The organism is Erythrobacter sp. SN6-5, from assembly GCF_057364945.1.
Genome location: NZ_CP200282.1, coordinates 2,354,354 through 2,379,984, shown reverse-complemented (window position 1 = coordinate 2,379,984; position 25,631 = coordinate 2,354,354). Strand labels below are relative to the sequence as shown.

The following is a 25,631-nucleotide window of genomic DNA, read 5'->3' as shown; positions in this document are numbered from 1 at the left end:
GTCGAACGCTTAGAATGCGTCGTACACGTCGCACGTTGATGCCGTCACGGCAGGCGTATTCGGATATAGCTGTGTAAGGTCACGCGCATCGCGAATATTGAAGGCTGCCGTATAACGGATAGCACTGTTAGGAATAAACTCGGTAAATGGCGTCAGTCCATCATAGTCATACACGACTTCGACAAACATAACTGCCGTACCCGGGCTTGCCTGAATTTCTTTACCCGGTTCTCCCATGCCCGGGAAATCCGAACTTGATGCTCCATCTCCTTCAACCCCGAAGCTAGAATCGTACAACGCCGTTCCCTTGCACCGCTGCCATGCAATGAACTGACTGGATTCTACGACACCATTTGCGGGATCTGGATCATATTCTTGAAGGCTCGAGAGGATCACCCGTCCGTTATCAAGAACATTAAGACCGCCGCCAAGCTTGTACGCGCCGATAAAAACATCGTTGATGTCACTTTCAAATACTCGACGCTCTTCCAAAACCCCGGCTTCACCAACGCGTGATGCGTTATCAGCAACCTGCATTGCCACCTGGCTAAGGCGCATATGAGTTATCGAATAGTAAGCCAGCTCCGTGCCGACCATGCCAAGCGAAAGCACGATTGGCATCGTGTACGCAAATTCCGTCAGCGCTAATCCAGACGTATCATCGCGCAACAATGGAAGGCGAGCTGCACCGAGTTTTAGTGCTCTGAGCACCTTTTTCGAACTGGCGATCATGTACAATTCCCAACTAGGAGTGTCCGGTTCTGTTGCGAGAACGGCTGGTTTCGCAGTACCGTTGCGGTTCTCAAAGAAATCTCTTCATCAAGGCCGATAAGGCTGACCATTGGGAAGACACGCGGGTAAGTGACGGTAGCCGTGTAAAGGACAGCATCACGTGCTCCACCGATCCCTGCCTGACCTCGGTCTGCATCCCACTGACCGTTGTTATTTGCATCTTCAAATGGCTCACCATCATTGCAAATACCGTCATTGTTATCGTCAGTGAATTCTTCAGGCTGACCGATGTCTGAGAAGTCAAAGTGTGACAGTTTTTCCAATGTGACAGTGGCCGTATTCGGTGCGACTTTCGAAACCGCAGCAATCACTCGGTTGTCGATTGTAGACTGCTGACTACCAGCGCTTTCTAGCGTGAGATCACGTCCGGCTCTCTGCATCTCACCATTGATCAATGCCGAGGTATATTGCGTGTGGGCCATATCGAAAATACCCATAACCAAGACGATCAGGATGGGTGCGACAAAGCCGAACTCGACCAAAGTCGCACCCTTTTCATCAAGCACTAAACCGCGCTTGTTTCCAAACGGCATTTTCTTGATAGAGTTGATCATTCCGTGAGCCTCAATGCTGCAATCTGCTGGGCAATTTCCTGAAACGCGATTTCTAGAGCATCAGAGTCACTGGCCGAAAATGCGCGGCCTGGTGTTGCGCAATCTTCCAGATTCTGAGTTAGGTCTGTACCAAAGGCAACGACCCAAACAGAAATGTTTTTGTTTCGAGCTGCACGGCACGCTGCCTGAAAACGCGCAGCATGATTCGCCGCCATTTGCGTCGTGGTACCGTCTGACGTAACTCGGCGGTCCCACCATTCCAGGCCATAGAGACCATAACTAGTCTGGCTTGTCGCCTGGGCACCATCAGTCATAAATACGATGTGGCGCGAGATTGCATCTCCATTAGGTGCAGTAGCGTTTGTCGCTGAGAAAATACCGTCAGGTGAAACAAATCTACCACCCCAGAGCATACCGAAGTCGTGATAAGTAGCGCCCCAAGCGCGAAGATCGTCGACGTAGTCGTCGAAATCCTCTTCATTAAGGTCCGCTAAAGGCTGCGCAGCGTTTGGACAGTAGTACCAACCATTTGCAGTCTCATAGTCCAGTGGACCCTGTTTATCTTGTGTCGACCGCAACTCGCCGTCACGGCGCCAAAAAGCTGATCCATCTGTATCATTCGTTGGGTTGTAGCCGGTCGCGGCAACCACACCATCGACATAGCGATAATACACCAAGCTTGGTAGCTGTGGCTTCCAACGTTCATCATCGTCAGCACCAGGGACCAAATCAATATTGAGATCGAATGCATTGGCGGGCACGGTATCGAAGTTGGCCTGTCCTTCGTCGGTCCCGGCCTCTTCTACGCAGCCATTCCAGACATGCACCTCATCGGCGCCACTCAGTCCGGTGTCCACTGTGAAGCGATCATCATCGTATAGCGTAGTGAGGTCAAATTCACGTTCGGCATAGGCGTATCGCAAGAAAGTTCGTGTTTGCTCTTCAACGAGCGTATAATCAGTCTCGGCGGACCTATCATAAACTTCGTAACCAACTTCACAAAAGCCGTTAGCAGCGTATGTGTAGCCAGGTTCACCTCGCCTTAGCGTAATGGTCGCGCCGCTGCCCAACGTGGTACGGAAGTTCCCAGAGACCGATTGACTATCAACGGAACCTGAGCTGATATCCAGCGAATTGTTTACGACGAATTCATCAATAGGTTCATCAACGAACTCAGGTACTGCCTCTGCGCACCTCGTTTCAGACACGAAACCAGATGCCACTCGGTTGAAAAAAGCAAACGTTTCGGGACCACGATTATAAATATCGTTATTGTTAAGGCTCACTTGATCCCAACGGATATCGAATTCTGGTGACCGTGACTGATAAGTGTGACTTGCCGCCATCCATTCGTCATCCAAGGACGTACCCACGTTTACGCCGCTGGAGTAAGGCACAAACCCATAGCGGACCTGCGCACGACTAGAGGTTGCATCCTCCACCGTATCGTAAAAGTTCTTCGTGGCCTCTTGTAAGTTGGCAAGCTTTGACTGCGTCCTGACAGTAGAACCAGCACCAGGATAGGATACATTGTTACACTCTTCGGTAAGGACAGGGTTGCCGTCTGCATCGATTTCGATCTCACCATTGGCGCCAATCACTTCAACAATATCGCATTGCATCGAACCGGTAACGTCCAAAACGAACATGATGTCTGTGTTGGAAATGTTGATCTCAGCAGAACAGTCGACCGAAATGTCAAAGTCACCAAACCCGAACACCTGCATTAAGCTCGGCGGCAATTGACCACTCGCGGCCCCTGTCACTTCACCATCGCCATTGGACGTGTAAGTGTGATTGAGGTTCTCTAGACCGAACAATCCGTCTGAATAGTTTTGCTCAAAGAATTTCGTGCCAACAACACCATGAACCGTGGGCTCAAAATCATCATCTAGCATCGCGCGGCGAGCGGCGAGAGCGCCTGCGTCGCACGCGGCCTGAAGGCGCGTTGTCGTCATATAGTACCGGCTGGCATCAACAGCGCCGCCAACCATACCAACCAATGGTATCATCGCGACTGCGGAGATGACGATGGTATTCGCTGTTGGGTCTTTTGCTAGTGCCCTGAAGAACGATGGCTTGCCCATGACTTTCGATATCCTTGCGAGAAAACACGTGTGTAGGGCTGACATAGCGGCACTAGGTAATCGCAATCTCAACGTGCATGGTAAATTTCGAGTGAATACGCGGATTGTGCTTAACCATGATTTTGCTGGATAAAGTCAGGCCATAAAAGAGGTGTAAAAGCCGCGTCTTTGGCGCTAGCGCAGGGTTCGTGGACACAATTGAAACCGACACTCTGACCAGTGAGATTGAACTGGCTCTGGCGCATACACCGGCGGTGATGCGCCCTCGATTACGCACTTTATTTGCTCTTGATCAAAGGCTTGCACGGATTATCGGCAAGGCAACCGAGCCTATGCTGGCGCAAATGCGCCTGTCGTGGTGGCGTGAGATGCTGGAGCAGGAACGCTCGCTGCGCCCTCAAGGAGACTCTGTGCTCGATGCAATTGGGGAGACTTGGGTGGGGGAAGAGGTCGCTTTGCGTGATCTTGTTAACGGTTGGGAGCATTTGCTTACCGATCCGCCGCTGCCCGAGGTCGAAGCTCAGAAATTCGTGGATGCGCGCGCTGAGGCCCTTTGCGCCTTTGCGCGGGTTTCGCCGGAGCATAAGACATACAGACACGTTAACCTTGCGGCCCAAATCTGGGCGATCGCCGACCTCGCGGCCAAGGTCCATTCAGATACCGAGCGCTACATTCTCCTCAATATGGGTCAGCGCTTGTGCGCTCAAAAACCTGAAAAACTGAATTCTTTTAAAGGCCTCGCAGTGCTTTCTGCTTTGGGACGGCGTGCCATTGCAAATGATGGACGCCCGCTAATGGAGGGGCGCGGCGCTGGCTTCACCGCCTTTCGTGCCGCTTTGCTTGGTAAGTAAAACACGCTAGCGTCATCGCTTCAGTGCAATTCATGGGGAGGGGGCCATGCGGCAAGTAGTTCTCGGGGCGTTTCTTGGCTTGATCATGGCCGGTGTTGGCACGTTTTGGTGGCAAGGCCGCGCTCAGATAGAGGAAAATGCGCCGCCGCCGCCTGAACCAGAAGAAACCGCGCCTGCGCCAGATGTCTTGCCAGAGGCCGATCCGGGAGATCTCACCGGCCCCGCGCCGCCAGAGGCAAGCGAGCTGACCAAAGAAGAACGGCGGTTCTTCCGTTATGATCGCAATCGCGACCGGATTATCACTCGCAATGAAATGCTCTCCACCCGCTCAGACGCGTTTCGGAAACTGGATCAGGATGGTAACAATCTGCTGACTTTTGAGGAATGGGCAGTGACAACCTCAAAACGTTTTGAGGGTGCGGATGCGGATGGCAATGGCCAGCTGACCACGGCCGAATTCGCAACCACCGCCCCAAAACGGTCGACCCGTCGGCCAACCTGCCGCTGCTAGCGAGCGGCTAGGCCGGGACTGGTTCACCAGCCTTGAGCCATTCCGCCAGTTCCGCCTTCGCCCGATTGGTATAGGCTTCCTTACGCTGCTTCTTGCCCACCTCATGCAACGGCGGGAACAGGCCAAAATTCACATTCATCGGCTGGAACGTATCCGCCTCTGCATCGCCGGTAATATGGCTTAACAAAGCGCCGATTGCTGATGCAGCCGGGGGAGGGGACCAATCCCGCCCGGCCAGCTCTTCCGCCGCCATCATGCCCGCGATCAGGCCAACAGCAGAGCTTTCGACATAGCCTTCACACCCAGTAACCTGACCGGCAAAGCGGATATGCGGCGCTGCCTTCAGACGCAACTGACGGTCGAGGACCATTGGCGAATTCAGGAAAGTGTTGCGATGCAGCCCGCCTAAGCGGGCAAATTCCGCGTTTTCCAGGCCAGGAATGGTGCGGAACAGCTCCACCTGAGCGCCATATTTCAGCTTCGTCTGAAAGCCGACTATGTTCCACAAGGTGCCCAGCTTGTTGTCCTGCCTCAACTGAACCACCGCATAGGGCCAGCGGCCTTGCGGGAATTCCTCGGTCACATCGCGTGGATTATCGAGCCCAACCGGCTTCATCGGGCCAAAGCGCAAGGTATCGACCCCGCGCGCCGCCATCACCTCGATTGGCATACAGCCATCAAAATAGGGCGTATCCTTCTCCCATTCCTGGAATTCGGTTTTATCGCCGTCGACAAGCCCCTGATGGAAGGCGAGATATTGCTCCTTCGTCATCGGGCAATTTATGTAATCGCCACCTTCATTGGAAGCAGATGTCGTCTTGTTCCAACGCGATTGAACCCAGCAGATGTCCATATCGATGCTGTCGCGGTGAACAATCGGCGCAATTGCGTCGAAGAATGCCAGCCGCTCTTCTCCTGTCGCCTTCACAATGCTCTGCGCGAGCGATTGCGCAGTAAGCGGTCCGGTGGCGACAATCGTCATTCCGCTATCGGGCAGGGCATCGACCCGTTCCCGAACAATCTCGATATTGGGATGCTCGCTCAGTGCCTTTTGCACCTCGGCGGAAAAGACGTCGCGGTCCACCGCCATGGCGCTGCCAGCTGGCACGCGGGCGACCTCTCCGGCGCGCATCACAATGCTGTCCATCGACCGCATTTCATGGTGGAGCAGGCCAACCGCATTCTTCGTATCATCGTCAGAGCGGAACGAATTGGAACACACCAGCTCTGCCAGGCCATCGGTTTGGTGCGCAGGCGTCATTTCGCCGCCCTTATCCTCGGGCGCGCCGCGCATTTCAGACAGGCGCACGCGCACCCCGCGCTGAGCCAATTGCCAGGCCGCCTCGCTGCCTGCGAGACCGCCGCCGATTATGTGAACATCGTGTAATTTCATACGCACGGACCTAGTGCTTGCACGCCCCACACTTCAAGTCCAAGAAGCGCAAATAGGGGTTCACAATGGCAAAAGACGCAGCAAATTCTTCACATCCCGCACTTGTGGCGCATCGCCCGTGGCTGTTGCTCAGTCTGGCGGCGGCAATGGCCTATTACTTCCTATGGAACAATCCCATCGGCGGCGTGTGGCTGATTGCGCTGAAAGGGGCCGGGGTCGGCTTTCTGGCGCTCTATGCAATGCGCCGTACTCGTGAGGTTGAACAAAGCGTGGATGCCGCGCTGGTCATTGTGTTTCTGGCCCTATGCGCAGGCGCGGATATGGCGATTGAGCTGAGCTTCACAGCAGGCGGCGCGGTGTTCTTTGCCGCGCATCTGACCGCGATTGCCCTGTTCCTGCGCAATCGGCGGGAGAAAACCGTATTTAGTCAAAAACTGTGTGCCGCCGCTTTACTTATTGGCGTGCCCGCGATCTCCTATTTCATTGCGAGAGACCCGCTTGTGGCCCTCTATGGTCTGGGGCTTGGCGCAATGGCGGGTTCTGCTTGGATCAGCCGTTTCTCCCGCTACCGCGTTGGGATCGGAGCCGTGCTATTCGTGCTATCCGATATGCTGATCTTCAGCCGTATGGGCAGCATCGATCTGGGATCCGTACCCGATGTGGCGATCTGGCCGCTCTATTACCTGGGCCAATTCCTGATCGCGACTGGCGTGGTTCAAACCCTCCGTGGCGACTTGCCAAAGGCACCTTAGGCGGAGGAGGGCGAGGCTGGGGTGTTTAAGCAGCCCAAAAGCGAGCACTACCGAGAGAAAGGGCCAAGCAAGCATTTGCTCACCTGGCCCATCACTCACTGAATTGCCTTATTCCGGCGGGTCTTCACCGATGTCATCGTCGCTCTGTGGCGGGGTGTGCGGCGCAGTTTCATCATCACCGCCTCGGCGATCGGCCATTTCCTCAGTAACCGCTTCTTCCGCCGCATCCTCAGGCTCTTCTGTCTCGTCAATTTTCACTGCGCTGACAATGGTCTCTCCCTTGCCAACGTCGAACAAGCGCACACCGGCGGTGTTGCGTCCTAGTACGCGCAGGGTGTTGAGGCCGATGCGGATAAGCTTCGCCTGATCCGTGACGAGCATCAATTGCTCGCCGGAGGACACGGGGAAACTCGCCACAACCGGGCCGTTGCGGGCGATATTGTCGATATTCGCCAGGCCTTGGCCGCCGCGTCCGATCCGACGGTATTCATAGGCGCTGGAGATCTTGCCATAACCATTGGCGCAGACGGTCAGGATAAATTGCTGTTTCTCTTCGAGCTCCGCAAAGCGTTCCTCACTCAGCTCAGGAGAGCCCTCTCTATCAGCCTTCCACGGCGCAAACTTGAGATATTGCTCGCGTTCTTCTGCCGTGGTCCCCGTTGCCCCAAGGATTGAGAGCGATACGACCTCGTCATCCGGCTTCAGGTTCATGCCGCGCACACCGGTAGAGGTGCGAGAGGTAAACTCACGCACATCCATACCGGCAAAGCGGATTGCCTTACCCTGGCGAGAGGCGAGCAGGACATCGTCAGTCGCATTGAGAAGAGCAACGCCGATCAGCTTATCATCGCTTTCGGCGTCAAACTTCATTGCGAACTTACCGTTCGACGGGATATTGGTGAATGATCCCATGGAGTTGCGGCGCACGCGACCCTTGGCCGTGGCGAACACAACGGATAGCGCCTCCCAACTGTCTTCATCTTCTGGCAGCGGCAGAACAGTACGGATCGTTTCACCATCATCCAGCGATGGCAGCAGATTGACGATCGGCCGCCCGCGCGTCGCCGGACCGCCTTCGGGCAGCTTCCAGACCTTAAGCCGGTAAACCTTGCCTGAGGTGGAGAAGAACAGCACCGGATTGTGTGTCGAGGTGACGAACATCTCCGAGATCGCATCTGCATCCTTGGTCGACATGCCCGCCCGGCCTTTGCCGCCGCGATTTTGCGCGCGGAAAGTGGAAAGCGGAGTCCGCTTGATATAGCCATCGTGCGTAACGGTGACGACCATCTCATCGCGCTCGATCAAGTCTTCGTCATCGAGACCATCCCAAGCAGGCGCGATTTCGGAAACGCGCGGCGTCGCATAGGTCGCGCGCACTTCTTCCAGCTCTTCGCGCATAACCGCGTAGAGTTTCACCCGGTCGGCAAGGATCGCAAGGAAGCCTTCGATCTTGTCGGCTAGCTCTTTCAGCTCATCGCCGATCTCATCACGGCCCAATGCAGTGAGGCGGTGCAGGCGCAGCTCCAGGATCGCGCGAACCTGCTTCTCAGACAGCGAATAGGTTCCACCTTCCTGATCAGCGGTTGGTTCAATCGCCTCAACCAGTTGGATATATTGCGCGATGTCACCAATAGGCCATTCTTTTGCGAGCAATTTCTCACGCGCAGCCGCCGGGTTGGGCGCCCCGCGGATCATCGCCACAACCTCATCAAGGTTCGACACCGCAACCACCAGGCCGAGCAACAGGTGTGCTCGTTCACGCGCCTTATTAAGCTCAAACTTGGTACGGCGCGTGATCACTTCCTCGCGGAAACTGATGAACGCCTGAATGATATCGCGCAGCGTCAGCGTCTCTGGGCGGCCGCCGCGAATGGCCAGCATATTGGCCGGGAAAGACGACTGGGCAGGGGTGTAGCGCCACATCTGGTTGAGTACGACCTCAGCACTCGCATCGCGTTTCAGATCAACGACAACTCTCACGCCCTCGCGTGAGCTTTCATCTCGAATATCAGAAATGCCCTCAATTCGCTTATCCTTGGCGGCCTCTGCGATTTTCTCCACCAAGCCAGATTTGCCGACCTGATAGGGGATCGAGGTGAGCACAATGCTCTCACGATCGCCGCGCTTAGTCTCAATCTCATGGCGACAACGCATCAGGATCGAGCCACGCCCAGTGGTGTAGGCCGATTTCGCCCCGCTCGCGCCGAGGATCAGCGGTGCGGTGGGAAAGTCAGGGCCGGGGACATATTCGATTAGTTCCTCGGTCGTGATCGCCGGATTGTCCATAAAGGCAAAACAAGCGTCGATCACCTCACCAAGGTTATGAGGCGGCACATTGGTCGCCATACCGACCGCGATCCCGCCCGCGCCATTGACCAGCAGATTGGGGAAGCGTGCAGGCAGAACCTGGGGTTCCTGCGTGGAGCCATCATAATTGTCTGCAAAATCAACGGTGTCTTTATCAAGATCGTCGAGCAGCATGTTCGAGACACGAGCAAGCCGCGCCTCGGTGTAACGCATGCTGGCGGGTGGATCCGGATCCATAGAACCGAAATTGCCCTGACCATCGATCAACGGCACGCGCATCGACCAATCCTGGGTCATGCGAGCCAGCGCATCATAAATCGCGCTGTCCCCGTGCGGGTGATAATTGCCCATCACGTCGCCAACGATCTTGGCGCTCTTGCGATAGGGCTTACCAGCGACAAAGCCGCCTTCTTGGCTGGCGTAGAGAATGCGACGGTGCACCGGTTTCAACCCGTCGCGCACATCTGGCAAAGCGCGGCTGACGATCACGCTCATCGCGTAATCGAGATAGCTCGTCTTCATCTCATCGACGATGTCGATGCGCTCAAATTCTTCCATTGGGGCCGGGGGCGTTAGGGTTTCGCTATCGTCGCTCAATGTTGGGCCATTTCTGTGGTTGCCGTATCAGGTATTTAGAAGCCTTGGAGCTTACGCCTCGGCACCGCATTCCGCCACCTGGGAAAGCCAACAAGCAGGCCCAAACGCCCGGTTTTCCACACCTGACACTGGTAAGAGGCACGGGGAGGCAAGCGCGTCTCATTTCGGCGCAAGTAAAGAACCATTCAAAGGCCATTCAGGCGCCATGAGCTAAGCCAGAATTGCAAATCTGCCCGCCTGCGTTAATGGCGTTGGTCAGAGATGAATCATCAGCGCGATAGCACGCGCTTCACCCTAAATTGTTTCAGGAGAGACCACATGCGGATTTTTAACATGGGCAGCGCTCGTAAAAAGACCGGATCACACTTCGCACTCGCGATTGCTCTGGCAACGGGCACCGCCATAGTCGGTACGACCGCGTTCGCGGACACTGCCTATGCGCAGGACAAAAAGAAAAAGAAGAAAAAGAAAGAAGAGAAGGCGCAGTATTCTGAGGCATTTATCGCGGCCTATCAGCCTCTCAACGCCCAAGTGAATACAGAAGGCACTGACATTGCCGCGCTCAAACCTCAACTGGTTTCCTTGGCATCTGTGTCTGTGTCGCCCGACGAGCAAATCGCCGCTGGCGGTTTGATTTATAATGCAGGTGCAAAAACGACCGATCGTTCGCTGCAGATCCAGGGCATGGAAATGATGCTGGCTAGCGGCAAAGTCGAAGCAGCAAATGTCGGACGCTTCAATTTCATCGCCTATCAATTGAGGAATGCCCAAAGCCAGTTTGCCGAAGCCAGGACTTACCTGCAGGCAGCCATCGACAACAATTTCACCACAGACACAGTCACCAAAGCTGACTTACAGATCGCCATGGCCGAGAGCTTTTTCTCCGAAGAAAGCTACCGCGACGGCCTGGCTTATCTCAACAATGCGATCGCCAACAAAAAAGCGGCTGGCGAGGCGGTTCAAGAGCAGTGGTATCGTCGCGGCCTGACTGTGGCCTATAACAATGAAATCGTTCCGGAAGTTTATGATATCGCAACGGCTTGGATTGCCGATTATCCGTCTGAAACCAGCTGGCGCGATGCGATTAACCTAACCCGTAATCTGAGCGATTATCAAGGCGGCGAGATGCTTGACCTTATGCGGTTGGGGCACAAGGTGAAATCGCTCCAGAACAAGCAGGATTACATTGAATATATCGAAGCGGCGGATGCCCGCTTGCTGCCAAAGGAAGTGGCTGACCTTATTGAGGAAGGTTACTCCAGTGGCGTTGTGAGCCGCGACGATATTTATGTCGCCGACTCGTTTGAAATCGCCAAGAACCGGATTGCATCAGACCGTTCTGATTTACCTGCGCTTGAGCGTGACGCCCGCGCCGCAGGTGCTGGTTTGCGTACGGTCAAAGCCGCTGGCGACACGTTTCTGAGCTATGGTGAGCACGCCAAGGCCGCTGAGTTCTTCCAAAAGACGCTGGGTATGCCCGGAGTTGATACGGCGGAAACGCTAACCCGCCTCGGCATCGCACAAGCTGGTCTCGGCCAGTACGAGGCAGCGAAGGAAAGCTTCGCCAAGGTTCAAGGCCAGCGCAAGCCGATCGCTCAATTGTGGGCCGCCTATGCTGGTCAGAAATCGTCACCTGCACCTGCTGCTGCAACTGCTGCTCCAGCGGACACGCTTGAGGCGCCCGCTACGGGCGGTTAGTCCCGCGCAGGATTATCAACGCAGAAATGGGGCGCTGGGAGAAATCCCGGCGCCCCATTTGTTTGGAGTAAATGGCCTGGATTTGCCGTGCCGCTAGCGCAAGCGCTTCACATAGACCTGCTTGTCCTGGCGCTTCACCTTGAAACTATCGAGTGAGGAAAACAGCTCGCTAAGGCTCTTAAAGCCGTAATTTCGCACATCAAAGCTGGAGCGGTTGCCCGCAATTTGTCCAACCTGCTGTAGCCGCGCAAAACCTTCCTCATCACGTGACGCCTCGGAATAGGCCGCGGTAATCAATTCCAACAGGTCGTCGTCGAGCGGTTCGCCAGCCTTCGTGTCGGCTGGCTTGCTGTCACCCGATTTGTCGGCGGCATAGGTGTCGATCAGCTGTTTGATATCGATGAAGCGGGTGCAAACCGATTTAAACGCCTCGGGCGTCTTCGCCTCGCCAAAGCCGTAAACAAGGATGCCATCCTGGCGTAGGCGCGTGACCAGCGGGGTAAAATCGCTGTCAGAGGTCATGATGCCAAAGCCATCAACCTTACCCTGATTGAGCAGATCGATCGCATCGATCGTCATCGCCATATCGGTCGCATTTTTGCCTTTTGACACGTCAAATTGCTGTTGCGGACGGATGCCAAATTTGTTGGTGATCTTGTCCCAGCGCGCAAGGTTATCCTTGGCGAAATTGCCATAGGCGCGGCGAATGTTGACCTGGCCCAGTTCGGCCATAACGGTCAGCACAGGGTCAATGCCCTGCGGCGTGGTGTTGTCTGCATCAATCAGCAGAGCGATGTTTTTCAGTTCTGTATTAGACATGCACGCATAAATGGCGGCCGGACGCAAAGCGCACAAGCGCTGAATCCGCTTTGCTGTTTACGCGAGCGCTTCAAAATCGCCCGTTTCCTCGTCCAGCGAATGCAATACGCCATCGGGAATGGTGAAGTGTGCACCGCGCAATTTCAATTGTCCGGCGTCCTCGGCTTCTTTGACGAATGGATACGACCGCAGGTTGGCAAGACTTTGCCGGACCGCCGCGAGTTCCATCGCATATTCCGCGCCTTCCCCTTCACGGCCCAACGCTCGGTCAACCGCTTCGGCCGGTTCGCTAAGATGCTCCAGCCAACCCGACAGCAAGCCTCCATTGCCCGGCTCTGTGTTGTCAAAAGAATGCGCGAGTGCGGCCTTACAGCCGCCACATTTGCCATGCCCCATCACAACAACCTGCTTCACTTCGAGCATTCTGACTGCGAACTCGATTGCGGCTGGCGCTTCGGGTTGGGCGGTGGCCTTTTCAAATGGCGGGACAAGCGCAGCGACATTGCGCAATACGAAGATATCGCCGGGATCCACGTCAAAAATCTGCGCTGGATCGACCCGGCTGTCTGAACAGCTAATAATCATCAACTTGGGATGCTGACCCTCGGCGACGGTTTGGTCAAACCGGGCCTGTTGGCGTGGATAAATGTCTTTGCGAAAGCGCTTATAGCCTTCGAGTAATTCAGCAAATTCAGGCATCAGAAACGCTCCCCTCGAATAACTTCTACATCCCACATAGAGAGGAGGAAGCCGTATTTAGTCAGCTCCGGGGCGAGGTCTTCGGCAAGGGCCTGCGCCTTTTCCTCAGCCGCAATTGTCAAAACAAAGACCTTATCTGTGCCCATCACACGCTCTTCACGCCAGCGCCCCTCTCGCCCCTTGCCAGAGCTGACCGGGATAACGGTCCAACCGGTTATACCAGCCTTATCAACCGCATCGGTCACGCGTTTGGCCAGTGCGGTATCAGTGAGGATTTCAATCCGTTTGCGAATGACCGTTTCAATCATGGAATTGCTCCTACGCTGCCCGGATCACCTGTTAGAGCGCTCGCCATAATGCTAATCAAGCCGATATTGATCAGGATGTTAAACGGGAAAGTGATTGACAGCGACATAGTGAGGTAAATGCCAGGATCTGCCTCTGGCAGGGCAAGCCGCATGGCGGCTGGCACCGCGATGTAGCTGGCACTGGCACAAAGCACGCCAAGCGCCGCAGCCGAGCCAACATCGAGCCCGCAGACGGCGGCCACAGCTGTGCCAATCGAACCATTGAACAGCGGTAGGCCAATCGCAATCACCGCCAGCCTCCACGTAATTGCGCGGGCATCCATCATCCGCCGCGCCGCGATCAGACCCATGTCGAGTAGAAACAGGCAAAGCACACCCTTAAATCCAGCTTCAAAAAACGGCGCGACATCGCCAAAACCTTCAGCACCCGCAATCATACCAATCGCAAAGGCGCCAAGCAGCAAGACAACCGATGCGTTGAAGAACACCTCGTGCAGCATGTCGCTAGTCTTCTGGCCGTCTTTCGATCCCAGCCCGCGTGCCAGCAGCAGGCCAGTGAGGATCGCCGGCGTTTCCATCGCCGCCATCACCGCGACCATATAGCCGCCCGGCGGTTTCCCCTGCGCCTCAAATATCTCAACCGCTGTCACAAACGTGACCACACTGACAGAGCCATAATGCGCCGCGACTGCACCGGCATTGATCCGGTCCAGCTTTGCAAACCCTTTCAGCGCGATATTAGCGATGAAAGGCATCAGGAAACTGGCCGCAATACCCAGGGCCAAGGCGATCAAGACGGTCGAGATCGATCCCGGATTTGGAGACAGCAACGCCGCCCTTTAGGCCAATGGCCGCCATCAGATAGAGCGACATACCCTTGGCAATCGCCTCTGGAATGGCGAGGTCGGAGCGCGCAAAAGCAGCAAGCAATCCGAGCACAAAGAACAGCACGACGGGCGAAGTAAACGTCTGGAGAGTGGCTGCATCCATGACGCTACGGCCTAGAGGCGACATGCAATTCTCACAAGCCAGGTTGCATTGGCCATACACAGGCATTTCGGACCATTGCGAAGGCGCATTGCATTGCCTAAGTGGGCAGGCATGAACGACCTAGCGAACACACCCGGCAAGACCCCAGAACGCCCACCGCGCCAGCGCAAACCGGATTGGATCCGTGTTCGCGCGCCTGTGAGCGAGGGGTATCAAGAGACGCGCCGCATGATGCGGGAGCTTAACCTCAATACCGTGTGTGAAGAGGCCGCGTGCCCCAATATCGGCGAATGCTGGAGCAAGAAGCACGCAACCGTCATGATCCTGGGTGATGTGTGCACGCGCGCCTGCGCGTTCTGCAATGTGAAAACCGGGATGCCGCGCGCGGTCGACCCGATGGAGCCAGAGCATACCGCGATTGCCGCTGCCGAGATGGGGCTTGAACATATCGTCATCACCAGCGTCGACCGCGATGATTTGCCCGATGGCGGTGCATCACAGTTTGTGAAGGTGATCGAGGCTTTGCGCCGGACCACGCCGGACACCACGATTGAAATCCTCACCCCTGATTTCCGCGGTAAAATGCGCCCGGCGGTGGAGGCAATTTGTGCCGCTCAGCCCCGATGTTTACAACCACAACCTCGAGACTGTGCCGCGCCTGTACCCGACCATTCGCCCCGGCGCGCGCTATTACGCCTCGCTGCGCCTGCTTGAAGAGGTCAAGTCCCACGATCCAATGATCTTCACCAAATCCGGCATCATGCTGGGGCTGGGTGAGCAGCGTCTCGAAGTGCACCAGGTGATGGACGACATGCGCAGCGCGGATGTGGACTTCATGACCATGGGTCAATACCTCCAACCCACGCCGAAACATGCCGCGGTTGAGGAATTCGTCACGCCGAAGGCGTTTGGCGCCTATGGCTCAATCGCGCGGGCGAAGGGTTTCTTGCAGGTTGCCTCCACCCCGCTGACCCGCTCCAGCTATCACGCTGGCGAAGATTTCGCTGAAATGAAGGCGGCAAGGGCAGCAAAATTTGCAAAGCAGGCTGCACGGCAAGCGGATACGCTCAAAATCTGATGCCGGGAATTCGCGAAACTCGCAGATTACCATACAGCGCGGAGCAGATGTTTGATCTGGTCGCGGATGTAGGCCGATATCGTGAGTTTCTGCCCTGGGTTATCGCCACCCGGGTGCGATCCGACAGCGAAACTGAAATGGTCGCCGATATGGTGGTCGGGTTCAAAAGCCTGCGCGAGAGTTTTACCTCGCGCGTTCACAAGGAGCGCGCGAGGCTGATCGATGTGCATTACATGGACGGCCCGCTTAAAGACCTCGACAACACCTGGGCATTCCGCGCGCTGGACGATGGCGGCTGCGAGATCGATTTCTCTGTCGATTTCACCTTTAAAAACCGTATGTTCGAGGCGATAGCTGGACAGTATTTTGACCGCGCATTTCGCCGCATGGTGGAGGCTTTTGAACAGCGCGCAGCCGCGCTTTACGGCAGCAGCAGCTCCAGCGCAACCAGCGCCGCCTGATGGCGGATCGCGGCACGATCTTTCACATCAAAGTGTTTTAACTCGCCCTCTGGCTCACCATCCGAATTGCGGATAGCGCGCGCGAATACGACCGTTCCAACCGGCTTTAACTGGGTTCCGCCGCCCGGGTCGGCAACGCCGCTGATCGCGACTGCGCAATCCGCGTTGGAATTTTTCAATGCGCCCTGAGCCATGGCCCAAACGCAGGCGATGGAAACCGCGCCAAAGGTTTCGATGATATCCTGCGCCACATCGAGCGATTCCATCTTGGCCTCGTTCGAATAGGTCACAAAACCGCGATCGAGCACCGTAGACGAGCCGGGAATCTCCGTAAGCGCCGCGGCCACCAGCCCGCCGGTACAGCTTTCAGCGAGCGACAGGACGCGGCCAGCGGCCTTGTTCTCATCGACAACACGCTGCGCCAGCGCGGTGATATCATCGGGCAGCAGGCTGTTGGTCATTCGTCACCCGTATATGGGCAGACATCGGGTTCTTTGAGGTCAGCCATATCGGCAATAAAGCCGACCAGCGCGCCGATGTTTTCCGGCGGCAAAGGCGCAACCAGAGACATGCCGCGCTCAACTTTTTTGCAGTCCGCCGTTTTGATTGATCCCGCAATCTGCTCAACCAAAACGGCATCAATCAGAGGTCGAAAAACACTCATGCCCTCTGGATCATTCGAGTTGAGAATTCCGGTCAATGGGTTCGCATCACCGCTTTCTTTCACCATCGACTTTTCCATAAACACACCGAATATCCGTGACATGCCGGGCCAGCTGCGTTCTTGCAGGCCAGCAAACTTCGCCGTGAAGGCGGCGCCTTCAGTGGCCCAAAAACCATCAGGCGACAGTTCATTTGCGCAGGTCCGATCGAGCGCCTGGCTGACGAGTGGCATTGCGTAAATCGCAGCATCGCTGAGGTCCGCTTGATCGATGCAGGCGGCTTGCGCCTGAGCCTGCACAACCTGAGCCTGCATCAATGCCCCGCTGGCCAGCGCAAATGCGGCAGCTTTGGTGAATGTGCGTTTCATATGTTTGTCCTTCTAAGCGCTCGCATACAGGCTGATGATGGCCTGCGCCGCTATACCTTCGCCGCGTCCGGTAAAGCCCAGCCTCTCGGTCGTGGTTGCTTTGATACTAATGGCGTTTTCTTCCAGGCCAGTCATCGCACTCACCGCTGCTCGCATGGCCGGGCGGTGCGGGCCAATCTTGGGTGCCTCGCAAATGAGGGTGAGGTCAATATTGCCAAGCGCAAAGCCCGCCTCCGCCGCCAATTTAACCGCATGTTCCAGAAACTGCGCAGAGCGCGCTCCGGCCCATTGCGGGTCGCTGGGTGGGAAATGCGTGCCAATATCCCCGTCACCAATCGCGCCGAGAACAGCATCGGTGATCGCATGCAAAGCGACATCGGCGTCGCTGTGGCCGGATAATCCTTTGTCATGGGGTATTTGTACGCCGCACAGCCATAATTCCTCGCCTTCGACCAGACGATGGACATCAAAACCCTGACCTACCCTGAATGGTGCCGAATGTGCGGTCATGAAATCCTCTGCAAATGTGATCTTTTTGAGCCGTTCATCGCCGTGAATCAAAGCGATGCTGCCACCATGCTCTGTCAGGACTTGCGCATCGTCGCCCGCGGTTCTCTCGCCATTCCATTCTCGGTGCGCGGCGAGGATATTGGCATAGCGGAACGCTTGCGGGGTTTGCACCCGCCGCAAGGCCTCACGATCCGCTTTGCCTACCATCACATCACCATCGCCTGCCAACGCGAGGCTATCAACCACAGGCAGCGCCGGAATGGCGCCCGGATGGGTCTGCAGCGCCTCTAGCAGGCGGCGGATCACCTCGCTGGGCAGGTCGGGGCGCGCGGCATCATGGATCAGCACGGTCTGCGGCGACGTCGCAGCCAGCGCCTCCAGCCCATTGGCGACCGATTCCTGCCGAGTGGCACCTCCGCCGACGAATTCGATCCCGCCAATGCCGCTTAGCGCCTCTTCTGCCATGTCGCGCGTGCCATCGGCCAGGACTGCAACGATTGGTTCGGCCCCCGCGGCGGCCAAAACCTCAACCGAATGCCGGATCAGTGGTTTTCCGCGAAACCTGCGAAACTGTTTCGGCAATTCGCCGCCCGCGCGCAGGCCCTTGCCAGCGGCAACAACAATCGCAGCAAATTGGGGGAGGGCGGATTCATCACTCATACGGTCCAGCGCGCTTAAGGTCTGGACGGATTTTGCGCAATCCACTATGCGCTGCCCAAATTTTAGGCACAATTACGAATATGACCGCGCTTCCACCTCCTCCGGCCCTTAAGCCCATTCAAATCGGCCCCGTCCAGATCGACAGCCCAGTGCTGCTCGCGCCAATGACCGGCGTCACCGATATGCCATTCCGCACACTAGTCCGGCGCTATGGCTCTGGCCTGAATGTGACCGAGATGATCGCTAGCCAAGCGGCGATCCGCGAAACCCGCCAATCCATCCAAAAGGCAGCCTGGGATCCGATTGAAGAGCCCGTTTCCATGCAGTTGGTCGGATGCGACCCGGAAAGCATGGGGGAGTCGGCGAAACTCAACGAAGATCGCGGCGCGTCCATTATCGACATCAATTTCGGCTGCCCCGTGCGCAAAGTCACCAATGGTATGGCGGGCAGCGCGCTGATGCGTGAAGTGCCGCTGGCAACGAAGCTGATGGAGGCCACGGTCAAAGCTGTCGATGTGCCGGTGACCGTGAAGATGCGAATGGGCTGGGATCACGATAGCCTCAACGCCCCGGAAATGGCTCGGATTGCCGAGGATCTCGGGGTGAAGATGATCACCGTTCACGGGCGCACTCGCAATCAGATGTACAAGGGCAGCGCCGATTGGTCTTTCATCCGCAAGGTGAAAGATGCCGTCTCCATTCCTGTCATCGTCAATGGCGACATTTGCACCATCGATGATGCCGCGACCGCGCTTGAGCAGTCCGGGGCAGACGGGTTGATGATTGGCCGCGGTGCATACGGGAAGCCGTGGCTGCTGGGCCAAGTGATGCATTGGTGGAAGACCGGTGAAGCGCTCGACAGCCCCAGCTTTGACGAACAATATGAGACACTTGTTGAGCACTATGAACGCATGCTCGACCATTACGGCAGCGAGGTTGGTAGCAAGGTCGCGCGCAAGCATATCGGTTGGTACACCAAGGGGATGCACGGCTCAGCGGAGTTCCGGAACAAGGCCAATTTCATCGATGACCCCAAGCAGGTACTGGGCGAGATTGAGCGCTTTTACGAGCCGTTCCTGCGGCGCAGAGCGGCATGAACATGGCGGGCACGCAGCCTTCCCAAGACCCCGTCACAGACCATAGCAGCAAGCCCGATGCTGCCTCGCAGATCGGCGGATTGATCTTTGCGGTCGTCCTGGTCGATCCCGATGCGCGCATTGCAGAGGTCAATCACGCGGCTGAAAACCTACTGGGACAAAGCGCAAAGCGACTGGTCGGACGCTCCGTGCGTGCGGTTGCCGAATTGCTCGATACGCGCGTGCTCAACCATATCCGCACCTCGCAGGAGGCGGTTGTTGCGCGCGACGTGACCTTGCGTGTTAACCGCGCAGAAAAGCGCGTGAACCTGACGATTTCGCCGTTGACACAGCATCCTGGCTGGCGGGTCATCACACTGTCGGAAAGCGCGCGTGACGACACTGGCCGCGACGAGCAGAGCGAAGCGACACTGGGCGGACCAGCGATCCTGGCGCATGAGATCAAGAACCCTCTCGCTGCCATTCGCGGGGCAGGGCAGCTCGCCGCGCGCAAACTGCCGCATGCAGACAAATCGCTAGCCCGGATGATTACCGACGAAGTGGACCGGATTGCGCGCCTGATCGATCGGATGCAGCAATTGGGCAGCAAACAATCGGACCCGGTGGCGCCCTGTAACCCGCATGAAGCGATCCGATCTGCCATTGCCACCGTGCGCGCCGCGGGCAGCAATGGGGTGGAGATCATCGAAGAGTTCGATCCCTCTTTGCCGCCGGTGCTGGCCAATCAAGACACCCTAGAGCAGGTGCTCATCAATCTGATCTCCAATGCCCGCGATGCTGCGCAGGATCATGAAAACCCTCGCATCATCGTTCAGACGCGGTTTGTGAGCGGCCTTGCCTTTAATGCTATCCGCATGGGCCGCGCGGTCCGCCTGCCGATTGAGATCACCGTCAGCGACAGCGGACCAGGCATTGATGAGGCTCTGCGTGATCACGTGTTTGAACCCTTCGTTTCTTCCAAGAAATCCGGGCAGGGGCTGGGCCTTGCCCTCGTGCGCAAGCTAGTGCGTGATATGCAGGGCCGGATCGGTCATGAGCGCGATGCCCGCGCCGGATTGACCCATTTCCGCATGCATCTGCGCCAGGTCAAACCTGGCGCGAAGGGAGCGGCGGCATGAGCGGCAAAGTCCTGTTGGTCGAAGATGATGGGGCGATCGCCACTGTCATTATCGCGGCGCTGGAAGACGAAGGCTTTCAGATTGATCGCTGTGCCAGCATAGCGGACCGGAACCGGCTGCTTGATGCGGGCGAATACCTGGTGATGTGCACCGACGTGATGCTGGAGGATGGCGACGGGCTTGCCTCCATGCACGAAGTAAAATCGCGTGCGCCGGACATGCCAGTGATCGTACTTTCGGCGCAAAACACCCTCGATACCGCCGTGCGGGCGAGCGACAGCGAGGCGTTTGAATACTTCCCCAAGCCATTCGACCTGGACGAGCTGGTTCAGGCCGTGCGTCAGGCCGCGCGACCAACGCAGCAAGACCGCCGCCGCGCCAGAAATGGAAGGCGATGGCATGCCTCTGGTCGGGCGCAGCCAGGCAATGCAGGGCGTGTACCGGATGATCACGCGCGTCCTGCGCAATGATCTCACCGTACTGGTCACCGGCGAAAGCGGAACGGGCAAGGAATTGGTCGCCGAGGCGATCCATGAGCTTGGCTCGCGCCGCACAGGGCCGTTTGTTGCAGTGAACGCTGGCGCGATCCCGGCCGACCTCATTGAAAGCGAGCTGTTCGGGCATGAAAGGGGCGCTTTCACCGGCGCGATCGCTCAGGCCATTGGTAAATTCGAGCAGGCCAATGGTGGCACCCTGTTTCTGGACGAGATTGGCGACATGCCGGCAGAGGCGCAAACCCGCCTGCTGCGCGCACTCCAATCGGGCCAGATACGCCGCGTTGGCGGACGGCAGGAAATCGCGGTCGACGTTCGCATTATCGCTGCGACCAACCGCGACCTTGCCCCTATGATCGCCGCTGGGAACTTCCGCGAAGACCTGTTCTACCGGCTCAACGTGGTGCCGATTGAGCTCCCGCCTTTGCGGGAGAGACGTGAAGACATCGAGGTATTGTCCCAGCATTTCCTCGCTCAGGCGGGCGAAGATGGCCTGCCACGACGGCAATTGGCTCCAGAGGCGGTTGAAATGCTGCAGGCGCGCAATTGGCGCGGCAATGTCCGTGAGCTGCGCAATGTTGTCTACCGACTGGCGTTGATGGCGCGCGATGACCTGATCGACAGCGCGAGCCTGACTGACATTATCGGTGCGGAGACACAGCCGGGCGGGGAGGGCGCACCGAGCGGATTTGCTGGCGCACTGGAGCAATGGCTGGCGGAGAATAATCCGCAAAACGGCGCGCTCTATCACAGCGCCTTGGCCGCTTTTGAAAAGCCATTGATCGAACATGCGTTGGCTGAAACAGGCGGCAATCAACTGCGCGCGTCAAAGTTGTTGGGGATCAATCGCAACACTTTGCGCAAGCGCATCGGTGATCTTGAGATTGAACCTGACCGCTTTACAAGACCGCTTTAACGCAATCGCCACAGTTTAGCCTTGCAATTGAGCAACACTGGCGTTGTAAAGTCGCAACGATGGATACGGCGATAGCAACATCAATTCAGCGCTCCCCGCGCTGGTGGCGGCGGCTCGTCGTTCGTTCGCGGCGTGCCAATATGTTCGCTTGGCTCGAAGCTCTCTCGGCAATCACTCTAATCGTTGCTTTGTGGGCCACATGGTTCGCCTATTCCAGCGCCCCTCAAGAAGACGAACTGCTTCCCAGCTTGCAGGTTTCGCTGCTGTTGATGGCGACATTGGTTCCGGCGATGGCTCTGCTGGTCTTAATCGGCAGGCGGCTTGCGCTGAGGCGCGCCGCAGGCAGCACTGCGCGCCTGCACGTCCGCCTCGTGTTCTTCTTCTCGCTGATCGCGGCGATACCGACGCTGCTCGTATCAGGTTTTGCCGCATTCCTGTTCCAATCGGGCGTCGATTTCTGGTTCAGCGACGATTCCAGAGGCCTGATGCGCAACGCCAATGAGTTGGCGCAGAATTACTACGACCAAAACCAACGCGACGTTGAAGAAGAAACCATCGCCATGGCCAGCGATATGCGCTTCATCCTTGAGCGCATTTCTATCGCCGACGATGGCTTCGCCGACCGCTACGCCTATCAGGCGCAGGCCCGCGAGATCTCCGAGAGCGCAGTGTTGCAAAGGCTTGATGACAACACGCTGAGAACAGCGGCCATCATGAATCTGATGGAGGACAACAGCCCGCTCGCCTTCAGCCAAGAGGTGTTGTCGCGGCTCGACGCAGGTGAATTTGTGGTCGTGCAAGGCAGTCCTGAGCGGATTGTGGCGCTTGCACCGATCGACCGCGATAGCGGCATCTACCTCTACAACGCCCGGACATCCGAGGAAGATTCCTTTGTTTACTGGGAGAAGGCGCAATCTGTTGCCGCCAGCTATAATGCGCTGACAGCGGACGCACGCACTCTGCAATTGCGGTTCAACCTCGCACTCGTGGTGGTCAGCCTGCTGCTGGTGGGCCTCGCCATCTGGTTCGCGCTGCGCTTTGCCGACCGTCAGGTTGAGCCATTGACTGATCTGGTCGGCGCCGCTCGCAAAGTGGGGCAGGGCAACTTCGCACTTAGGGTGGAAGGGCGTACCGGAGCGGATGAGATCGGCCTGCTGAACCGCGCGTTCAACAGGATGACATCGCAGCTGGAAAAGCAGACCGACGATCTGATGAACGCCAATCGCCAGATTGATGATCGGCGGATGTTCACCGAGGCGGTGCTGGAATCAGTGAGCGCAGGCGTCATTTCCGTCGACGATGAGAGCCGCGTGATGCTGATGAACAATTCAGCGCAGGCCCTGCTCGCCGACGACACGGACACCGATTTGACTGGCAGTTCGATGTCAGAACTATCGCCAGAGATCTGCGCAATCCTGCGCGAAGGTAAAGAACGCGGCCTGGTCACCCATGCCAAAGGATCAGAGCTGCTGACGCTGGCCGTCAAAATTGCGCCCGGGATGCGCGGCCATGTGATCACATTTGAAGACATTACTCGCCAACTGCTCGATCAACGTCAGGCCGCTTGGTCCGATGTTGCGCGCCGCATCGCCCATGAGATCAAGAACCCGCTCACACCCATTCAACTCGCGACCGAACGGCTAAAACGCCGCTATCGTAAGCAGATAGAGAACGATGGTGAGCTGTTTGACGAGTTGACCAGCACAATCGTGCGCCAAGTGGGCGACCTGCGCAAAATGGTCGATGAATTTTCATCCTTTGCGCGCCTGCCAAAGCCGGTGTTTCGCAATGAAGACGCGCTCGACCTGGTGCGACAGTCGCTGTTTTTGCAGGATGTTGCCCACCCATGGGTCAACTTTCAACTCAACTATGATCAACTGATGCGCGAAGATATTTTGCATAAGACCCTCAGTTGCGACCGGCATCAGGTTGGCCAGGCCATGACAAACATCCTGAAGAATGCGGTGGAAGCAGTGGAAACACGCAGAACCGATGCAGGCCCCGATTTCCAAGGTCAGGTGACGGTTGAACTGGCCAGCGATGAGGCAACCTTCACGATCACGGTAGAGGACAATGGCATTGGCCTGCCGCAAGAGCGCGAACGTATCACCGAACCCTATATGACCACCCGCGAGAAGGGCACTGGCCTGGGCCTCGCGATCGTCAATAAGATCGTCGACGAGCATGGCGGCGATATGAGCTTTGCCTAAGCGCACCCAGCGGCGGCACCCGCGTGCAATTGCGCTTTGCGCGCGATCCGCAGGTGACCGAAAGCGAGCCTGCATAATGCCCGTGCAAATCGCCCCAATCCCGTCCCCCCAAATGCCCCCACAAATACCGCAGGGAGAAGCCAACAATGGCTATTGAAATCCTGGTTGTTGATGATGAACGTGATATTCGCGAGCTGGTCGCCGGAGTGCTCGGCGATGAAGGTTATGAATGCCGCACCGCCGCCGACAGCACCGGCGCGCTGGCCGCCATTGATGAGCGCCGCCCAAGCCTGATTTTGCTCGATGTCTGGCTGCATGGCAGCGAGATGGACGGGTTGGAATTGCTCGATGCAATCAAATTGCGAGAGCCTGATCTGCCAGTCATCATCTTCTCTGGCCACGGCAATATCGACACCGCCGTATCCGCGGTCAGCCGCGGGGCAATGGACTTCATTGAGAAGCCATTTGAGGCCGAACGCTTGCTGCTGCTGGTCGAGCGCGCGACCGAGACCGAACGTCTGCGCCGCGAAAATTCACGGCTGCGCGAAGGCACAGCAGAGGGCGCAGAGTTCACGGGCAATTCTTCCGCCATCAACACGGTTCGCGCGACCCTGAAACGGGTTGCCAATACTGGCAGCAGGGTGCTGATTTCCGGCCCTGCAGGAGCGGGGAAAGAGGTCGCCGCGCGCCTGCTTCATTCCTGGAGCCCGCGCGCAGAAAGCGCCTTTGTCACGGTCAATTCTGCCCGCATCACGTCAGAGCGCTTTGAGCGCGAATTGTTTGGCGAGGAATCCAACGGCAAGCTGGTTCAACCCGGCCTGCTCGAGTTGGCCGACGGCGGAACTCTGTTCCTCGATGAGATCGCCGACATGCCGATGTCTACCCAGGCGCGCATTTTGCGCGTCCTCACGGAACAAAGCTTCGTGAGGGTAGGGGGCACGCGCCAAATCGGCGTGGATGTGCGCGTTGTGTCTGCCAGTTCGCGCGATCTTGCGCTTGAAATGGAAGAGAAACGGTTTCGCGAAGACCTGTTCTACCGCCTCAACGTGGTGCCGATCACCATTCCGTCTCTGGCAGAGCGACGCGACGATATACCCGCGCTAGCGGAGCATTTCTTCACCCGCTATTCGACCGATCAAGGGATCGCGCCGCCGCAAATCTCTGAAGAGGCAATGGGCGCGCTTCAGGCCTATGATTGGCCCGGCAATGTTCGCCAATTGCGCAATGTTGTAGAACGCACCATCATCATGACACCGCGTGAAAAGCTAACGGTGGTCGAAACAGACATGCTGCCTTCGGAAATCACAGGCGGAAAGCTTTCCGCCTCCGGTCAGGGCTTCTCAGCCATGATGGGCGTTCCGCTGCGCGAGGCGCGCGAAAGTTTCGAGCGCGAATATCTGACCATTCAGATCAGGCGTTTTTCCGGAAATATCTCAAAAACGGCAACTTTTATCGGGATGGAACGCTCTGCCTTGCACCGCAAGCTGAAGCTGCTCGGCATGGCCGAACGGCGCGAAACCGCGCGCAAAGGCTAGAACTTCCAGGCTTTTTTCGTCCAACCGGCCACTCGCGCCGATTAACACGAAACTTGCATAAAATTCAGCCATTGCCCCAAGGCAAAGCAATCGCCATGTTATCGGTGAAACGGCATGAGGGATGGGTGGGCTATCCCCCGGCCAGATTGCGGACCGGACAAACC

At 57.1% G+C, this 25,631-nt stretch carries 22 protein-coding genes and 2 pseudogenes; 11 read left to right on the top strand and 13 right to left on the bottom strand.

All coding sequences use genetic code 11. The features are described 5' to 3' along the window. Positions 1-9: 9 nt before the first annotated feature. The 3 genes from AC0V6Z_RS11855 to AC0V6Z_RS11845 are packed head-to-tail and all read right to left on the bottom strand — an operon-like array spanning position 10 to position 3,433. Positions 10-732, bottom strand: a complete 723-nt coding sequence (locus AC0V6Z_RS11855; RefSeq protein ID WP_472638683.1) for a TadE/TadG family type IV pilus assembly protein — start codon at positions 730-732, stop codon at positions 10-12. After that, the gene (locus tag AC0V6Z_RS11850) at positions 729-1,346 is read right to left on the bottom strand and encodes a TadE/TadG family type IV pilus assembly protein (protein WP_472638682.1); all 618 of its coding nucleotides are present in this window, start codon (positions 1,344-1,346) and stop codon (positions 729-731) included. Before AC0V6Z_RS11850 ends, AC0V6Z_RS11855 begins: the two co-directional genes overlap by 4 nt. Beyond that, a complete protein-coding gene (locus AC0V6Z_RS11845) occupies positions 1,343-3,433 on the bottom strand; it encodes a Tad domain-containing protein (protein ID WP_472638681.1) in 2,091 nt (696 codons plus the stop codon). Before AC0V6Z_RS11845 ends, AC0V6Z_RS11850 begins: the two co-directional genes overlap by 4 nt. Before the next feature lie 188 nt (positions 3,434-3,621). Here AC0V6Z_RS11845 and AC0V6Z_RS11840 point away from each other — a divergent pair, with 188 nt between their 5' ends. Further along, entirely contained in the window at positions 3,622-4,284 is a 663-nt protein-coding gene (locus AC0V6Z_RS11840; RefSeq protein ID WP_472638680.1) for a hypothetical protein, read from the top strand. 46 nt (positions 4,285-4,330) lie between these two features. Then, positions 4,331-4,795, top strand: coding sequence for a CREC-EF hand family protein (locus tag AC0V6Z_RS11835; protein WP_472638679.1), 465 nt, complete (start codon positions 4,331-4,333; stop codon positions 4,793-4,795). A gap of 7 nt (positions 4,796-4,802) precedes the next feature. On the opposite strand, the gene trmFO is transcribed toward AC0V6Z_RS11835, so the two are convergent. Then, on the bottom strand, positions 4,803-6,188 hold the full coding sequence (gene trmFO, locus AC0V6Z_RS11830) for a methylenetetrahydrofolate--tRNA-(uracil(54)-C(5))-methyltransferase (FADH(2)-oxidizing) TrmFO (RefSeq protein ID WP_472640904.1): 1,386 nt from the start codon (positions 6,186-6,188) through the stop codon (positions 4,803-4,805). Positions 6,189-6,253: 65 nt separating this feature from the next. Here trmFO and AC0V6Z_RS11825 point away from each other — a divergent pair, with 65 nt between their 5' ends. Next, positions 6,254-6,940, top strand: coding sequence for a lysoplasmalogenase family protein (locus tag AC0V6Z_RS11825; protein ID WP_472638678.1), 687 nt, complete (start codon positions 6,254-6,256; stop codon positions 6,938-6,940). 108 nt (positions 6,941-7,048) lie between these two features. Here AC0V6Z_RS11825 and gyrA read toward each other — a convergent pair whose 3' ends face one another. Then, the gene (gyrA, locus tag AC0V6Z_RS11820; protein WP_472640903.1) at positions 7,049-9,805 is read right to left on the bottom strand and encodes a DNA gyrase subunit A; all 2,757 of its coding nucleotides are present in this window, start codon (positions 9,803-9,805) and stop codon (positions 7,049-7,051) included. A gap of 357 nt (positions 9,806-10,162) precedes the next feature. Between gyrA and AC0V6Z_RS11815 the strand changes: the two genes are divergently transcribed. Next, positions 10,163-11,542, top strand: a complete 1,380-nt coding sequence (locus tag AC0V6Z_RS11815) for a hypothetical protein (protein ID WP_472638677.1) — start codon at positions 10,163-10,165, stop codon at positions 11,540-11,542. A 93-nt stretch (positions 11,543-11,635) separates the two neighbouring features. Here AC0V6Z_RS11815 and AC0V6Z_RS11810 read toward each other — a convergent pair whose 3' ends face one another. From AC0V6Z_RS11810 to AC0V6Z_RS11790, 5 genes are read right to left on the bottom strand one after another with little or no spacing between them, the layout of a single operon-like run. Next, on the bottom strand, positions 11,636-12,361 hold the full coding sequence (locus tag AC0V6Z_RS11810; protein WP_472638676.1) for an NYN domain-containing protein: 726 nt from the start codon (positions 12,359-12,361) through the stop codon (positions 11,636-11,638). Positions 12,362-12,418: 57 nt separating this feature from the next. After that, entirely contained in the window at positions 12,419-13,060 is a 642-nt protein-coding gene (locus AC0V6Z_RS11805; protein ID WP_472638675.1) for a carbonic anhydrase, read from the bottom strand. Next, a complete protein-coding gene (locus tag AC0V6Z_RS11800) occupies positions 13,060-13,368 on the bottom strand; it encodes a P-II family nitrogen regulator (protein WP_472638674.1) in 309 nt (102 codons plus the stop codon). The genes AC0V6Z_RS11805 and AC0V6Z_RS11800 overlap by 1 nt, the downstream gene beginning before the upstream one ends. Continuing rightward, positions 13,365-14,123, bottom strand: a complete 759-nt coding sequence (locus AC0V6Z_RS11795; RefSeq protein ID WP_472638673.1) for a sodium-dependent bicarbonate transport family permease — start codon at positions 14,121-14,123, stop codon at positions 13,365-13,367. Before AC0V6Z_RS11795 ends, AC0V6Z_RS11800 begins: the two co-directional genes overlap by 4 nt. Further along, positions 14,107-14,358 (bottom strand): sodium-dependent bicarbonate transport family permease, encoded by a 252-nt coding sequence (locus AC0V6Z_RS11790; protein WP_472638672.1) that lies wholly within the window; start codon positions 14,356-14,358, stop codon positions 14,107-14,109. The genes AC0V6Z_RS11795 and AC0V6Z_RS11790 overlap by 17 nt, the downstream gene beginning before the upstream one ends. A 111-nt stretch (positions 14,359-14,469) precedes the next feature. On the opposite strand from AC0V6Z_RS11790, the pseudogene lipA reads away from it, so the two are divergent. Together lipA and AC0V6Z_RS11780 are read left to right on the top strand one after the other, a co-directional pair. After that, a pseudogene (gene lipA / locus AC0V6Z_RS11785) lies at positions 14,470-15,436 on the top strand (lipoyl synthase). After that, positions 15,436-15,897 carry a type II toxin-antitoxin system RatA family toxin gene (locus AC0V6Z_RS11780; RefSeq protein ID WP_472638671.1) on the top strand — a complete coding sequence of 154 codons (462 nt, stop codon included), beginning with the start codon at positions 15,436-15,438 and terminating at the stop codon, positions 15,895-15,897. Before lipA ends, AC0V6Z_RS11780 begins: the two are co-directional and overlap by 1 nt. Here AC0V6Z_RS11780 and AC0V6Z_RS11775 read toward each other — a convergent pair. Genes AC0V6Z_RS11775 through AC0V6Z_RS11765 form a run of 3 tightly spaced genes read right to left on the bottom strand, consistent with a single transcriptional unit; the run spans position 15,858 to position 18,097 of the window. Beyond that, on the bottom strand, positions 15,858-16,358 hold the full coding sequence (locus AC0V6Z_RS11775) for a CinA family protein (protein WP_472638670.1): 501 nt from the start codon (positions 16,356-16,358) through the stop codon (positions 15,858-15,860). The two genes, AC0V6Z_RS11780 and AC0V6Z_RS11775, sit on opposite strands and share 40 nt — an antisense overlap. Then, the gene (locus tag AC0V6Z_RS11770; RefSeq protein WP_472638669.1) at positions 16,355-16,927 is read right to left on the bottom strand and encodes a hypothetical protein; all 573 of its coding nucleotides are present in this window, start codon (positions 16,925-16,927) and stop codon (positions 16,355-16,357) included. The genes AC0V6Z_RS11775 and AC0V6Z_RS11770 overlap by 4 nt, the downstream gene beginning before the upstream one ends. Positions 16,928-16,939: 12 nt before the next feature. Further along, complete coding sequence (locus tag AC0V6Z_RS11765) at positions 16,940-18,097, bottom strand: bifunctional 2-C-methyl-D-erythritol 4-phosphate cytidylyltransferase/2-C-methyl-D-erythritol 2,4-cyclodiphosphate synthase (protein WP_472638668.1); 1,158 nt, start codon at positions 18,095-18,097, stop codon at positions 16,940-16,942. A gap of 80 nt (positions 18,098-18,177) precedes the next feature. Between AC0V6Z_RS11765 and dusB the strand changes: the two genes are divergently transcribed. The 5 genes and pseudogenes from dusB (at position 18,178) to ntrX (ending at position 25,467) form a co-directional block, all read left to right on the top strand. Continuing rightward, positions 18,178-19,194: a tRNA dihydrouridine synthase DusB gene (gene dusB / locus AC0V6Z_RS11760; RefSeq protein WP_472638667.1), complete on the top strand. Its 1,017-nt coding sequence runs from the start codon at positions 18,178-18,180 to the stop codon at positions 19,192-19,194. Positions 19,195-19,196: 2 nt separating this feature from the next. Continuing rightward, a complete protein-coding gene (locus AC0V6Z_RS11755; RefSeq protein WP_472638666.1) occupies positions 19,197-20,312 on the top strand; it encodes a two-component system sensor histidine kinase NtrB in 1,116 nt (371 codons plus the stop codon). Next, a pseudogene (locus tag AC0V6Z_RS11750) lies at positions 20,309-21,722 on the top strand (sigma-54-dependent transcriptional regulator). Before AC0V6Z_RS11755 ends, AC0V6Z_RS11750 begins: the two are co-directional and overlap by 4 nt. A gap of 140 nt (positions 21,723-21,862) precedes the next feature. After that, positions 21,863-23,932: a sensor histidine kinase gene (locus AC0V6Z_RS11745; protein WP_486176481.1), complete on the top strand. Its 2,070-nt coding sequence runs from the start codon at positions 21,863-21,865 to the stop codon at positions 23,930-23,932. Positions 23,933-24,078: 146 nt separating this feature from the next. Next, positions 24,079-25,467: a nitrogen assimilation response regulator NtrX gene (gene ntrX / locus AC0V6Z_RS11740; protein ID WP_472638664.1), complete on the top strand. Its 1,389-nt coding sequence runs from the start codon at positions 24,079-24,081 to the stop codon at positions 25,465-25,467. The last annotated feature ends 164 nt before the right edge of the window (positions 25,468-25,631 follow it).

Bases quoted from the DNA above. Each gene is read 5' to 3' on its own strand.
- ntrX (WP_472638664.1), top strand. From the start codon at position 24,079: ATGGCTATTGAAATCCTGGTTGTTGATGATGAACGTGATATTCGCGAG.
- trmFO (WP_472640904.1), bottom strand. From the start codon at position 6,188: ATGAAATTACACGATGTTCACATAATCGGCGGCGGTCTCGCAGGCAGC.
- AC0V6Z_RS11810 (WP_472638676.1), bottom strand. From the start codon at position 12,361: ATGTCTAATACAGAACTGAAAAACATCGCTCTGCTGATTGATGCAGAC.
- AC0V6Z_RS11795 (WP_472638673.1), bottom strand. From the start codon at position 14,123: ATGCCTTTCATCGCTAATATCGCGCTGAAAGGGTTTGCAAAGCTGGAC.
- AC0V6Z_RS11835 (WP_472638679.1), top strand. From the start codon at position 4,331: ATGCGGCAAGTAGTTCTCGGGGCGTTTCTTGGCTTGATCATGGCCGGT.
- AC0V6Z_RS11815 (WP_472638677.1), top strand. From the start codon at position 10,163: ATGCGGATTTTTAACATGGGCAGCGCTCGTAAAAAGACCGGATCACAC.
- AC0V6Z_RS11780 (WP_472638671.1), top strand. From the start codon at position 15,436: ATGCCGGGAATTCGCGAAACTCGCAGATTACCATACAGCGCGGAGCAG.
- AC0V6Z_RS11765 (WP_472638668.1), bottom strand. From the start codon at position 18,097: ATGAGTGATGAATCCGCCCTCCCCCAATTTGCTGCGATTGTTGTTGCC.
- AC0V6Z_RS11755 (WP_472638666.1), top strand. From the start codon at position 19,197: ATGGCGGGCACGCAGCCTTCCCAAGACCCCGTCACAGACCATAGCAGC.
- AC0V6Z_RS11770 (WP_472638669.1), bottom strand. From the start codon at position 16,927: ATGAAACGCACATTCACCAAAGCTGCCGCATTTGCGCTGGCCAGCGGG.
- AC0V6Z_RS11745 (WP_486176481.1), top strand. From the start codon at position 21,863: ATGTTCGCTTGGCTCGAAGCTCTCTCGGCAATCACTCTAATCGTTGCT.
- dusB (WP_472638667.1), top strand. From the start codon at position 18,178: ATGACCGCGCTTCCACCTCCTCCGGCCCTTAAGCCCATTCAAATCGGC.
- AC0V6Z_RS11775 (WP_472638670.1), bottom strand. From the start codon at position 16,358: ATGACCAACAGCCTGCTGCCCGATGATATCACCGCGCTGGCGCAGCGT.
- AC0V6Z_RS11805 (WP_472638675.1), bottom strand. From the start codon at position 13,060: ATGCCTGAATTTGCTGAATTACTCGAAGGCTATAAGCGCTTTCGCAAA.
- AC0V6Z_RS11855 (WP_472638683.1), bottom strand. From the start codon at position 732: ATGATCGCCAGTTCGAAAAAGGTGCTCAGAGCACTAAAACTCGGTGCA.
- AC0V6Z_RS11800 (WP_472638674.1), bottom strand. From the start codon at position 13,368: ATGATTGAAACGGTCATTCGCAAACGGATTGAAATCCTCACTGATACC.
- AC0V6Z_RS11825 (WP_472638678.1), top strand. From the start codon at position 6,254: ATGGCAAAAGACGCAGCAAATTCTTCACATCCCGCACTTGTGGCGCAT.
- AC0V6Z_RS11845 (WP_472638681.1), bottom strand. From the start codon at position 3,433: ATGGGCAAGCCATCGTTCTTCAGGGCACTAGCAAAAGACCCAACAGCG.
- gyrA (WP_472640903.1), bottom strand. From the start codon at position 9,805: ATGGAAGAATTTGAGCGCATCGACATCGTCGATGAGATGAAGACGAGC.
- AC0V6Z_RS11850 (WP_472638682.1), bottom strand. From the start codon at position 1,346: ATGATCAACTCTATCAAGAAAATGCCGTTTGGAAACAAGCGCGGTTTA.
- AC0V6Z_RS11790 (WP_472638672.1), bottom strand. From the start codon at position 14,358: ATGGATGCAGCCACTCTCCAGACGTTTACTTCGCCCGTCGTGCTGTTC.